A 13,032-nucleotide genomic window follows, 5' to 3' on the forward strand; every position below is an offset into this window, starting at 1 on the left:
ATATAAACCAATAGTACTTTATGTGCTATAGATTAATTTTGAGAAAGAGAAAGGATGTTCCCTTTCATGAGAAAAGCAACTGTAGCAATTGTAGGAAGACCAAATGTAGGAAAATCAACTATTTTTAATAGATTAGTTGGTGAAAGAATATCTATTGTAGAAGATGTTCCCGGAGTAACAAGGGATCGAATCTATGCGCAGGCAGAGTGGTTGACAACGACGTTTAATCTGATTGATACTGGCGGAATTGAAATGAGTGACGAACCTTTATTAACAAAAATTCGCCACCAAGCAGAAATAGCGATTGAAGAAGCAGATGTTATTATCTTTCTCGTTAACGGGAAAGAAGGCATTACAGCTGCTGATGAAGAAGTTGCAAAACTATTATACAAAGCTAATAAGCCGGTAGTTCTTGGTGTAAATAAAATTGATAACCCAGAAATGCGTGAAACGATTTATGAATATTATTCACTTGGCTTTGGAGAGCCATTTCCGATTTCAGGAGCGCATGGATTAGGTTTAGGCGATTTATTAGATGAAGTAGTTCGTCATTTTCCAAAACATGAAACGGCTGAGCAGGACGAAGATACCATATACTTCAGCGTTATTGGCAGACCGAATGTAGGAAAATCTTCATTAGTAAATGCATTGCTTAATGAAGAACGGGTAATCGTTAGTGATATGGAAGGAACGACAAGAGATGCGATTGATACGAAATTACATGCCTATAACCAGGATTTTGTCATCATTGATACTGCGGGGATGCGTAAGCGTGGAAAGGTATATGAATCAACCGAAAAATATAGTGTGTTGCGTGCGCTAAAAGCGATTGAACGATCTGATGTCGTCTTGGTGTTATTAGACGCAGAAACAGGTATAAGAGAGCAGGATAAGCGAATAGCAGGTTATGCACACGAGGCAGGAAGATCTGTTGTGATTGTTGTTAATAAATGGGATACGGTGACAAAAACAGATAAAACCATGCAGGAATTTGAAACAAATATACGTGCTCATTTCCAATATTTAGATTACGCTCCAATTGTCTTTTTATCCGCCAAATCAAAAAAACGATTGCATACGTTAATTCCTGCTATTCAATTAGCCAGTGAAAACCATTCAAAGCGTGTCCCTACGAATGTTTTAAATGATGTTATTATGGATGCAATCGCTTTGAATCCATCACCAACAATTAAAGGAAGAAAATTAAAAGTACTGTATTGTACACAAGTTGGAGTGAAGCCTCCACGCTTTGTCGTTTTCGTAAACGATCCAGAGTTGATGCATTTTTCATATGAACGCTTTTTGGAAAATAAAATTAGAGAAGCATTCGGATTTGTAGGAACACCGATAATAATTGTTCCAAGAATGAGACAATAATAAGGAGGAGCTATATATGGCAAAGATTGCTGTATTAGGAGCCGGAAGTTGGGGAACAGCATTAAGTATCGTATTATCTGATAATGAACATGATGTAAGACTATGGACACACAGCAGCGACCATGCTGATCATATTAATAAAACAAGAAGAAATGAACACTATTTGGATGTAGATATTCCTAAAGCAATTACTGCTTATCATGATCTACAAAAAGCGATTCAAGATGTTACAGCAATCGTTATTGTTGTACCGACAAAAGCGATTCGTGAAGTATGTAAGCAATTAGATCCAATTCTCCCAGATAATATAACAATTATCCACGCTTCAAAAGGAATTGAACCAGGAACATTGAAGCGTGTATCACAAGTTATTGGTGAAGAATTAACAACATTTAATGAAGAAGATGTGGTTGTTTTATCCGGTCCTAGTCATGCAGAAGAAGTCGCATTACGACAACCAACGACAGTTACCGTTTCATCAGCAAATTCTGTAGAAGCAAAATTAGCTCAGGATTTATTCATCAATGAGTCTTTTCGTGTCTACACAAGTACAGATGTATTGGGAATTGAACTTGGTGGTGCACTTAAAAATATTATTGCTTTAGGTGCTGGTATTTCGGATGGCTTAGGTTATGGAGATAATGCAAAAGCTGCACTCATGACAAGAGGGCTGGCGGAAATTACAAGACTAGGTACATCATTAGGTGCGAATCCATTAAGCTTTTTAGGTTTATCAGGTGTTGGCGATTTAATTGTTACTTGTACGAGTGTCCACAGCAGAAACTGGCGTGCTGGTAATTTATTAGGTAAAGGGAAAGAATTAGAAGATGTTCTTGAACAAATGGGCATGGTTGTGGAAGGGGTTAGAACTGTAAAAGCAGCTTACCAATTTGCTAAAGAGCAGCAAGTAGAAATGCCGATTACAGAAGGTATTTATCAAGTTCTATTTGAAGCAAAAGATCCGAAAGATGTTGTGGAACAATTGATGAATCGTTCTAAACGAGAGGAAATGGATGATCTTGCCCAATTGTTAATGGAAAGGTATTCTTAATAACATGCAAACTGCTTCCTGCATATACTGTGTTTGAGTAACTTAGCAGGGAGGCGAGTATGTGAACAATTTTCAAAAGGGACTTTTTGACAAAATTCAACAAAAAGCAAAAATTAATCCAGATGATGTGTACAAAGTAGCTGATTCTGTAAAGCATGCTGATTTTTCTGACGAGAAAACAGTGAGAAGATTAGTACGTCAGTTGAGTAAATTGGCAAATAAGCCTGTATCAAAGCAAAAAGAGGATAAAATTGTACAATCAATTGTTAAAAATGATATTCCTATGGATATGAATTCATTAAACAAACTATTTAAAAAATAGCATACTTGGGCAAGTGAGGATACAATTATTCATATTCTTGCATAAAATAAATCGCACAAGCATTCATAGATAGAGTTGCAGTGGATAATTATTTAGTCAAACCGAGATGGAGAAGCCCCCTTCATCTCGGCTTTTGTTATGGTTTAGGAAATTATATCCGTGTCTACAAGGTGGATAATTTTTAGATGGTATTTATTCACATCCAGCTTCAGCGGTTAGTCCCTTCCAGGTCGTTTCACTCCTCCTGCGGTGCAGGTAGCCTCCGTTCCAGCTTGATCAAGGCGCTTTAAGCTTTTGGTATCTGTTAAAGTGATTTAAATGCCCTTTTCTAACTTTATCTTTGCTGTTTATGTTATAATACGTGGTGCAATAATAGTTCGTTTAGTAGGGGTGGGAATATATGTCGGAATCGATGCTAAAAATGTACATTTCATTTATTGGAATGGCGTTATTACTTGTAGCAATAGGTCTGATTTTGTTAGCCAGATATAAACTAAGGGGTTGGTTTGCAGGGATTATCTCGTTATTTGCATACATATCGTTAGTGCTAGGATGTCTTATTATTTTTTATATCGTATTTAGTGGTCCAACAGGCTAAAGTAAGGGGGGAGCCGGGATTGAATCGCACATATCGAAATGTAGCCATTATTTTATTTTTCACCATGCTATTAAGTGGCTGTTTATATCCAGAGGAAGAATTGGCGAAAAACCAGGTACCAAATGAAGACCAGTTGGAGATGGTTCAATCAGCTGTTGAACAATATAAGGAAACAAGTGGTGGACTTGTACCAATTCGAACGAAAGATAGTGATACGCCAATCTTTGAAAAATATTTAGTTGATTTTTCTAAATTGAAAGAAGCCAGTATTTTAACTGAAATTCCCGGAAACGCTTTTGAAAATGGTGGTGTTTATCAATATACCATCATTAGACCGGAAAAAAAACCACGTGTGAAATTAATTGATTTACGAATAACAGAAGCAATTCGCAGTGTAAATTTAAAATTGGATATTTATCGAAATGAACATCTATATCCTCCATTTTCCAAGGAAATTGCAGAAGGAGTATATACGATTGATTATAAAAAATTAGGTTTGGATTCTCCGCCAACTGTAGTTAGTCCTTATTCACAGGAGCAACTGCCAATCGTGATGGATACAGATGGAAAACTCTATGTCGACTATCGAATTGATTTAAATAATGCTCTGCAAAAATATAAGCATGACTATAAGCCAGGGGATGATATTCGTTATATCTTAGCAGATAATACACCATTTGTTCCTGCTTACTCACTTCCTTATACGATTAAGGATGGAGAACCAATATTTTTACAAGAAAATAAATGAAATTCATCATATAAAAGCCCTTGAAACATATATTATTTCAAGGGTTTTTTACTTGCAATTTAAAAACATAAATAGTAGAAAATGTTGTTTTGGCTTTATGTAATTTCCTAAATTATTAATAGTAGATGCAGTACAACTCGTTTATGTCTGTGGGGTTATAGCTTTATTTATCCCGCATGTAAGGTGCCGCAAGACTCCCACTTTAAGATCCTGAGTTGGAACAAAAGGGTATAAGTGGTAGAAAACGGCACCTAATGCCCGATTCGTTCAAGGGCCTTTAGGTCATACCCTTCTAGGTACTAACATTCAGTAGGAGATGGAAGAAAACTCCAACTGAATGAAGTTTCACTTTATCCCGATTTAAGGTGTTGTAAGATCCTCCCTTTAAGAGTTACAGAATGACGAAACAGCCGAAGAGGGAGACAACGCCTAAAAGCCAGATTCATTCGGGTCGATAAGATAGAGAAGTTTCGGTAGGAGTACACCACACAAATAAAAAAAGTGTTTTTCTTTTTCGAGGGCAGAAAAGCTACGACAACTTTTCTTTGCACGAGGAATAACTCGGCAACGGAACAATTTTAAGAATGTCTGAAATTTTAGCTTTTGGTTACCTCGGAGAAAAAACGGCTGGAAGTTTCACTTATAAAAAAGGAGGTTTGCTTAAGTTATTTTCGATAAAGCTGTATAAACTATTCAGTTTTTGTTGCCTAGTTGTATTTATAGTTTGCGTATCATTCTCTCTACATTCAATAGTAAGCGCTAAACTTTTCACAGAATAGCTATCGAATATAGTGCTAAGCTTTTTAAACTTTTATACATAATTCAGGCATATTTTGATAGGACAACATCATAGACTTGTAATGTCAATTATTCGTAGTTTGTTCGTAAATTAAAAAGAACGAAGATCGGGAGGGGATCTTTTGGAAAGAGTTGATATTTTTAATGATATTTCGAAACGGACGAATGGAGATATTTATTTAGGTATTGTAGGAGCTGTTCGTACTGGTAAATCTACATTTATAAAAAAATTTATGGAGCTAGTAGTCCTTCCTAATATAGAGGAGGAAAGCGAACGAGCACGTGCATTAGATGAGTTACCCCAAAGTGCAGCTGGAAAAACCATTATGACTACGGAACCTAAATTTGTTCCAAACCAAGCGGTATCGGTTCATGTTGACGAGGGATTAGACGTTAATATCCGGCTTGTGGATTGTGTGGGATATGCTGTAGAAGGTGCAAAAGGGTTTGAGGATGAAAATGGACCAAGAATGATTCATACGCCATGGTACGAGGACCCTATTCCCTTTCATGATGCAGCTGAAATTGGTACTCGGAAGGTAATTCAAGAGCATTCTACCATTGGAGTAATTGTTACAGCAGATGGTACATTTGGTGAAATTGAGAGAAGTAATTATGTTGAAGCAGAAGTTAGGGTGGTAGAAGAACTAAAGGAAGTTGGAAAACCATTTATTATGGTTATAAATTCACAACGTCCCAGCAGTCAGGAAACGGAATTACTGCGGCAAGATCTTGCGGAAAAATATGATATTCCCGTATTAGCAATGAGCGTTGAATCAATGACAGAGCATGATGTGACGAACTTACTACGCGAAGCACTGTATGAATTCCCGGTATTAGAAGTAAATGTAAATCTCCCGAGCTGGGTTATGGTTTTGAATGAAGGACACTGGTTAAGAAAGAGCTATCAGGAAGCAATCCAAGATACGGTAAAAAACATTAAGCGATTACGGGATGTAGATCAAATCGTTGGAGATTTTTCTCACTATGAGTACATTGATCAGGCGAAGCTTGCAGGAATGGAAATGGGAGAGGGAATTGCAGAAATTGACTTACATGCGCCAGATCATTTGTATGATGAAGTATTAAAAGAAATTGTCGGTGAGGAAATAAGAGGAAAAGACCACTTGTTGGAGCTTATGCAGGATTTTGCTTATGCTAAACGAGAATATGATCAAGTTGCTGGTGCATTACAAATGGTCAAACAAACAGGGTATGGAATTGCCGCTCCTGCATTAGAAGATATGATCTTAGATGAACCAGAAATCATCCGTCAAGGATCTCGTTTTGGTGTTCGGCTAAAAGCTGTTGCTCCGTCTATCCATATGATTAAAGTAGAAGTAGAATCTGAATTTTCACCGATAATTGGCACGGAGAAGCAAAGTGAAGAACTTGTCCGCTATTTAATGCAAGACTTTGAAGAGGATCCACTTTCCATTTGGGAGTCAGATATTTTTGGGCGCTCGCTAAGTTCGATTGTCAGAGAAGGAATTCAAGCTAAAATTGCTTTAATGCCGGAAAATGCACGCTACAAGTTAAAAGATACCCTTGAACGAATCATTAATGAAGGGTCTGGAGGACTTATCGCTATTATTTTATAGCATAAGCAGCTAAATGTAGCTGCTTTTTTATTTTGTAGGAATAATATCCATTTGTACATTGTAGATAGTTTTTTTGAAAAGTAGCTTCGTCATCTAGCTTAAGCGTTCGAGCGACTAGCAAACTTTGATCTCCTTCCTACGATAAATCAACATCGGCTCGAATCTAAAGGAACACTGACTAAAAGCGGGCTTGCCGCTCAGACGGCATACCCCTCTTTTAGAGACTCTTTATCCCGGATGAAGAAGCCATATTTTTCTCATTTCAAAGATCTGCCTATTATTTTGCAACTTATGAGAAAAACGGCTCCTAAATCCCCGATTCGTTTAACTAACATTCAAGGAGAAAAACACTCCTTGAATGAAGTTTCACTTTATCTCGTCAGAAGTTCTCCAGTTTGTACGTCGCTAACCCGAACGCTTGTATTTTTGATGTCTAGCTTAAGCACTCGAGCAACTAGCAAGCTTTGATCTCCCTACGTCGCTAACCAAGCGCTTCTAGCTTTTGTTCTTTTTAGGAACCTATTTGTGTTAATTTTATTCCCATCCAGCTTTAATGCCTAGCCCTCGAAATTTTACTTCACTCCCCATGTGGCGACAGCCCCTCATCGGAGGTTCCAGCGTTCTTGAGACTGACCAAGGTTTGTCCTTTTGTACAAAATAACAGCTTTTATGTAGCTATTAATTTGTGCTAAAAAATTACTATATAGCTGTCTATTAAAAAAAATTTATAAAAACGGCAGGATATTTAATAGGGATGTCGTATATCTTTAATATAACCGAGCGATTGCTAACAAAGCTATTCATCAACCATTCTGACCATAATGGTAAAATAAACCAATTTTTTAGTTTAAAACGTATAAAAACTACAAGAAATACTGAAAAATTACCGGGAAAGTGTTGAATTTTGTTGCAAACTCGGTTAAGATAAGCCATGTCACTACATGAATTTCGTGACATGAGGTATAAAAACTGGCAAAATGGTGAACAAATGATGATAGCTTCATTAGAATTTGTTCCAATGTCGATTGATGTTTAATGGGAGGAGGTGAATGTCATGAATAAAACAGACTTAATTAATGCTGTAGCTGGAAAAAGTGAGCTTTCTAAAAAAGATGCAACGAAAGCTGTTGATGCAGTATTCGAATCTGTCATGGATTCACTTAAAAAAGGTGAAAAAGTACAATTAATTGGATTTGGAAACTTTGAAGTACGTGAGCGTTCTGCTCGTAAAGGTCGTAATCCTCAAACAGGGGAAGAGATCGAAATTCCAGCAAGCAAAGTTCCTGCATTTAAACCAGGTAAAGCCCTAAAAGACGCTGTAAAATAATAGGTTACATAGGGCGAGAGGGTACGCAAAAGCGTATCCTCTTTTTGCTGATAAGATTCTCTAACAAAAAATAAAATTGAAGGAATAATAAATCATATGTCACCTAATAATTCATCCTATAAGCAAAATAAAAGATAGTTTGTGATATGTGATCCCGTTAACATCAATCTAGCTACATAAAATGTATCTAAAGCTAAATATCTTGTATAGCATTTTTCACCAAATGAAGGAGGAAAGGTAATGGATAAGCCAATGGTTTCAGCCGATTTTTTTGTAATTAAAGCGTTAGAAGACGGTGTACAGGTAATCGGACTGACAAGAGGAAATGACACAAGATTTCACCATTCCGAAAAGCTGGATAAAGGAGAAACGATGATTGCTCAATTTACAGAACATACATCGGCTGTTAAAGTAAGAGGAAAAGCATTAATCCAAACAAGTCATGGTGAGATAGAAAACAACTAAATTATTAAGAAAAAGATCAACTAAAGTCCAGAATGCTTGATTATGGAATGCGTATAAATTATGCTATAATAGCTAAAGCATGAATAGATTGGATGAAGGGCTTGGGTGATTTTTTGATTAATTCAGAGGTAAACATACAGTACCTTAAACGAAAAATAGTAGCTAAAATGGAGCACTCCTATTTAGAAAAGCATATTAAAAAGCCTGCCATCGATGAGAGAAAATTGCGGTTACTAGTGGAAATGGTCTATCACACTACCTTATCTGAATCCCTTAAAGAAAGATATATTATCACAACAATGCTTGTCCAAATGGCACTTGATACCCATGATTTGGTTCCTAGTGTAACTGCATTGGATGAAGAAGAGGACGTTAAACTGACAAAGCAGCTCCATGTACTTGCAGGTGATTATTATAGTGGTCTCTATTATTTGTTACTAGCTGAAATGGATGATTTTGATTTTATCCGTCAGCTTGCTTCAGCTATTAAAGAAATTAATGAGTATAAAATGATTCTCTATTATAATGAAACGAGTTCATTGACGGAATATATGCAAATACAAAAAATCATTGATACATTATTACTTGTACGTGTCGCAGAATATTTACATGTTCCCGCTTTGGGTGAAGTTGCTGGAAATTGGTTATTTATAAAGATACTTACGCAAATGTTATATATCATACAATATCATGATAACTCGGAAAAAATTGAGAAGTGGAGTTTTCCATCCCAGCTTACTATGATAGACGAGTTAAAAGAACAATTAAAGACAACAATAAAGCAACTTACTGCTGATTTAGAAAAAATACCAAATCATAATCATCTTTTGCACCAAATCAATCGTGAAATTACAGCTGTCGGGAAGATGAATCTAACGGTGGGGGGAGAAGGTTAGGTTATGGCACAATCATCGAAAGAAGAACGTGTACATCATGTGTTTGAACGAATTTATTCCAAGTACGATTCCATGAATTCAATTATATCGTTTAAACGTCATAAAGCGTGGCGAAAAGATGTCATGAAACGAATGGATGTACAGCCTGGTACAATAGCTTTAGATGTTTGCTGCGGTACAGGAGATTGGGCACTAGTAATGGCAGAGGAAACAGGGCCAACAGGCGAGGTATTTGGTCTCGATTTTAGTGGAAATATGCTATCTGTTGCAGAAGAGAAAAAGCAACAGGCGAATCTGGACAATGTACGTTTTATCGAAGGAAATGCGATGAAATTACCATTTGCGGATAATCGTTTTGATTATGTAACAATTGGGTTCGGATTACGCAACGTTCAAGATTATATGGCTGTCCTGAAAGAAATGTATCGTGTAGTTAAACCGGGCGGGAAAGTGGTTTGTTTAGAAACCTCTCAGCCTACAATACCAGTTTACCGGCAATTATACTATCTTTATTTTCAATATATTATGCCTTTACTAGGAAAGTTGGTTGCTAAAAGTCAGAAAGAATATGCGTGGTTAAATGAATCAGCAAGAGATTTTCCTGATAAAAAGGCATTAAAGCAAATGTTTATCCGTGCAGGTTTTTCAAATGTTCAAGTGAAAAGTTATACTGGTGGTGTAGCAGCAATGCATATGGGATTTAAGGGAGAACGCATAATTAATAAGTAAAATTAAAGGTGACATTCATGAAATTAGCTAAAGCTTACGGATATTTAAAAAAAGATTTAGAACAAATAGAACAAACCATTAACAAAGTGATACAAGCAAAGCATCCTGTATTACGACAGGCTTCAACAGAACTACTGCAAGCAGGGGGCAAGCGGATTCGCCCTGTTTTTGTTTTGTTGTCCGGGCAAATGGGCGCGTATAATTTAGAAAAATTAAAGCTAGTTGCAGTGTCATTAGAACTTATACATACAGCCACTTTGGTGCATGATGATGTTATAGATGATGCCGAAATTCGCAGAGGCATGCCTACAGTTAGACAAATATATGGGAATCGAGTAGCCATGTATACAGGGGATTATATTTTAGCCCGTGCTTTAGAAGAGATTACGTTACTGCGAGATCCGAAAATTCATCGCTTGCTATCCCAAACAATTGTTGAAGTTTGTAAAGGTGAAATAGAACAAATTAAAGATAAATTTGATTGGAATCAAAGCTTGCGAAATTATTTACGTAGAATCAAACGAAAAACGGCATTATTAATCGCTACAAGCTGTAAATTAGGTGCAATTGCTTCAGGTGTAAATGATAGAGATGCCCAACGGTTGTATCGCTATGGTTACAATATTGGAATGTCTTACCAGATTATCGATGATATTCTTGATTTTATTGGATCAGAAAAAGAACTGGGAAAACCTGCAGGTAATGATTTGTTACAAGGAAATTTAACATTGCCTGTTTTTATGGCGATGAAGGATTCTTCCTTACGAGAGAACATAAAGAACAGTTTGCAGGCTGATTACTCCATAAGAGAAGCACGTATAAAAAATGTCGTGGAAGCGATAAAACAGACGAATGCGATTGAAGCTTCTTATGATTTAAGTAACCGGTATTTGGCTAAAGCCTTACAGCAATTAGATGGCTTACCAGATAGCCGCCCTAAACGCACGCTCATACAAATTGGTAAATACATCGGAAAACGCCGTACGTGATTATCTCGTGCGTTGTCTTTTTTACATAGATTTGATAGAATTTTATCGGTTAGAAAAATACATAGAATGAGGGGATTTGGAGCATGGAAAAAACATTTTTAATGGTAAAACCAGATGGAGTACAACGTAATCTAATTGGATCTATTATTAACCGCTTTGAAGCAAAAGGTTTTAAATTAGTAGGGGCAAAGCTAATGACAATTTCAACAGCTTTAGCAGAAGAGCATTATTCAGAACACAAAGAGCGCCCATTCTTTAATGAACTTGTAGATTTTATTACTTCCGGACCAGTGTTTGCGATGGCATGGGAAGGAGAAAATGTAATCACAATCGCACGTGAAATGATGGGAAAAACAAATCCTGAAGATGCATCACCAGGCACCATTCGCGGTGATTATGGATTGACCGTTGGAAAAAACGTTATTCATGGATCAGACTCTCCAGAAAGTGCCCAACGTGAGCTTAAGCTATTTTTTAAAGAAGAAGAGCTTGTTTCTTACCATAAGCAGGATTCTGCTTGGATTTACTAAAAGTAAATATAAAATAGTTTGGCCGTGAGGTTATCCTGGACGGCATCCTCTTACACGATAGGAATTTATATTCTTTACTGCATGGAGGATATCTTTTTTAAAAATAGCATCGTCGTCTAGCTTAAGCGCTCAAGCGCCTAGCAAACTTCGATCTCCTTCCTACGATAAGTCAACAATCGGCTCGAATCTAAAGGAAGGCCGACTAAAAGAGGGCTTGCCGCCCACCGTCGGCATACCCCTGTTGCAAGGGCATGTTTTCTTTATCTCGTTAGAAGGTCTCCAGTTTGTACGTCGTTAACCGAGCGCTTCTAGCTTTTACTCTGTCTGTTAATACTCGCTAGAATCTTTTGCAAATACATAAAAGTGTGTTTAAAACACTATTATATAAGTCTGTTTTCTACGTTTTGAAGCGGAATAATTAGCGTAGAGCTAGGTTTTAGTTGTAAAAATGGTAATGTTAAAAGGGAATGGTAATCATATACCAAAGACTTAATGCCTAGTCAAGTTTAAGTTTGATTTAAATAAAGGCAATGAAAATAGCCGATCGAAAGAAGGGGGAACATTGGACCGAGATTATTTTAACTTTGTGACCAAAATTAAGAATAAGCTGGGGATCGATTTGCAGCTGTATAAGGAAACGCAAATGAAGCGGAGATTGACTTCATTACGAAATAAACGTGGCTTTACAGATTTTGCCACTTATTATCGTGCTTTGGATCAAGATAAAGTCCTGCTAAAAGAATTTGTTGATCGTTTAACTATTAATGTATCTGAATTTTATCGGAATCCGAAACGGTGGGAAGTCTTACAACACTCTGTATTACCAGCCTTAGTTAACAGACGACCTTTCCATATCTGGAGTGCTGCTTGTTCCACGGGGGAAGAACCTTATAGTATTGCTATTATGCTTTCAGAATATTTCTCCAACGCAATGTATCAAATCTTAGCCACAGATATTGATGAAACAGCCTTGAATAAGGCAAAGCAAGCTATCTATTCAGAACAAGCGTTAAAAGATATGCCAAAAAATTTAATTAATAAATACTTTACTCAACAGCATCATTTATATCATGTAAGGGAGGAAATAAAACAACAAGTAAATTTTCAAAAGCATAATCTGCTTGCTGATGCTTATTCTAAAAATTTAGATCTAATTATCTGCAGAAATGTACTTATTTATTTCACAGATGAAGCAAAAGAAAAAATTTATCACCATTTCTCTCAAGCTTTAAATACAAATGGTGTATTGTTCGTAGGTAGTACCGAACAAATTTTTAATCCGGAAAAATATGGCTTGCAATTATTAGATACCTTTTTTTATCAAAAAGTTTGAGTGTAGTTTGCACCCCAATTGTCAAATGCTGTTTGGCTGTTGGGGTTAATTAATATGTTTTAGTTGGAAAGGATATTCAAAAAACGCGGTAAAAATGACAAGAGTGGATTAACTATGGTCTTTAGAAGTTAATAACACAGTGGGAAGTTGTAAACTAGTACAACTGGGACATCTCCTGCCTCCTGGCGTATATATTTTTCCTCGTACTATCATTCACATCGTGACCCCTAGAGTACACCTTCGCTTATCTTCCATGAATATTTAGATA

13 protein-coding genes are annotated in these 13,032 nt (G+C 36.6%); all 13 read left to right on the plus strand.

Annotation, left to right across the window (positions count from 1 at the left end):
* The first annotated feature begins 66 nt into the window (after window positions 1–66).
* The 13 genes from der (at window position 67) to KQI21_RS00755 (ending at window position 12,764) form a co-directional block, all read left to right on the plus strand.
* Entirely contained in the window at window positions 67–1,377 is a 1,311-nt protein-coding gene (der, locus tag KQI21_RS00695) for a ribosome biogenesis GTPase Der (protein ID WP_216482095.1), read from the plus strand.
* Between the two features lie 16 nt (window positions 1,378–1,393).
* The gene (locus KQI21_RS00700) at window positions 1,394–2,428 is read left to right on the plus strand and encodes an NAD(P)H-dependent glycerol-3-phosphate dehydrogenase (protein WP_216482096.1); all 1,035 of its coding nucleotides are present in this window, start codon (window positions 1,394–1,396) and stop codon (window positions 2,426–2,428) included.
* 61 nt (window positions 2,429–2,489) lie between these two features.
* Window positions 2,490–2,750, plus strand: coding sequence for a stage VI sporulation protein F (locus KQI21_RS00705; protein WP_077320626.1), 261 nt, complete (start codon window positions 2,490–2,492; stop codon window positions 2,748–2,750).
* 400 nt (window positions 2,751–3,150) lie between these two features.
* Window positions 3,151–3,348 (plus strand): DUF2768 domain-containing protein, encoded by a 198-nt coding sequence (locus KQI21_RS00710; RefSeq protein ID WP_216482097.1) that lies wholly within the window; start codon window positions 3,151–3,153, stop codon window positions 3,346–3,348.
* Between the two features lie 64 nt (window positions 3,349–3,412).
* A complete protein-coding gene (locus KQI21_RS00715) occupies window positions 3,413–4,096 on the plus strand; it encodes a YphF family lipoprotein (protein WP_216482145.1) in 684 nt (227 codons plus the stop codon).
* Between the two features lie 920 nt (window positions 4,097–5,016).
* A complete protein-coding gene (spoIVA, locus tag KQI21_RS00720) occupies window positions 5,017–6,495 on the plus strand; it encodes a stage IV sporulation protein A (RefSeq protein ID WP_216482098.1) in 1,479 nt (492 codons plus the stop codon).
* Between the two features lie 1,054 nt (window positions 6,496–7,549).
* Complete coding sequence (gene hbs, locus KQI21_RS00725; RefSeq protein WP_216482099.1) at window positions 7,550–7,822, plus strand: non-specific DNA-binding protein Hbs; 273 nt, start codon at window positions 7,550–7,552, stop codon at window positions 7,820–7,822.
* A gap of 240 nt (window positions 7,823–8,062) precedes the next feature.
* Entirely contained in the window at window positions 8,063–8,287 is a 225-nt protein-coding gene (mtrB, locus tag KQI21_RS00730; RefSeq protein ID WP_373687612.1) for a trp RNA-binding attenuation protein MtrB, read from the plus strand.
* Between the two features lie 101 nt (window positions 8,288–8,388).
* Window positions 8,389–9,183 carry a heptaprenyl diphosphate synthase component 1 gene (locus tag KQI21_RS00735; protein ID WP_216482100.1) on the plus strand — a complete coding sequence of 265 codons (795 nt, stop codon included), beginning with the start codon at window positions 8,389–8,391 and terminating at the stop codon, window positions 9,181–9,183.
* 3 nt (window positions 9,184–9,186) lie between these two features.
* Window positions 9,187–9,912, plus strand: a complete 726-nt coding sequence (locus KQI21_RS00740; protein ID WP_216482101.1) for a demethylmenaquinone methyltransferase — start codon at window positions 9,187–9,189, stop codon at window positions 9,910–9,912.
* Window positions 9,913–9,929: 17 nt separating this feature from the next.
* Window positions 9,930–10,901: a heptaprenyl diphosphate synthase component II gene (hepT, locus tag KQI21_RS00745; RefSeq protein ID WP_216482102.1), complete on the plus strand. Its 972-nt coding sequence runs from the start codon at window positions 9,930–9,932 to the stop codon at window positions 10,899–10,901.
* An 83-nt stretch (window positions 10,902–10,984) separates the two neighbouring features.
* Window positions 10,985–11,431: a nucleoside-diphosphate kinase gene (gene ndk / locus KQI21_RS00750; RefSeq protein ID WP_216482103.1), complete on the plus strand. Its 447-nt coding sequence runs from the start codon at window positions 10,985–10,987 to the stop codon at window positions 11,429–11,431.
* 562 nt (window positions 11,432–11,993) lie between these two features.
* Window positions 11,994–12,764 carry a CheR family methyltransferase gene (locus KQI21_RS00755; protein ID WP_216482104.1) on the plus strand — a complete coding sequence of 257 codons (771 nt, stop codon included), beginning with the start codon at window positions 11,994–11,996 and terminating at the stop codon, window positions 12,762–12,764.
* Window positions 12,765–13,032: the final 268 nt, after the last annotated feature.

It is taken from the genome of Virgibacillus proomii (genome assembly GCF_018916875.1).
In the GTDB taxonomy this organism is placed as follows: Bacteria; Bacillota; Bacilli; order Bacillales; family Amphibacillaceae; genus Virgibacillus; species Virgibacillus proomii_B.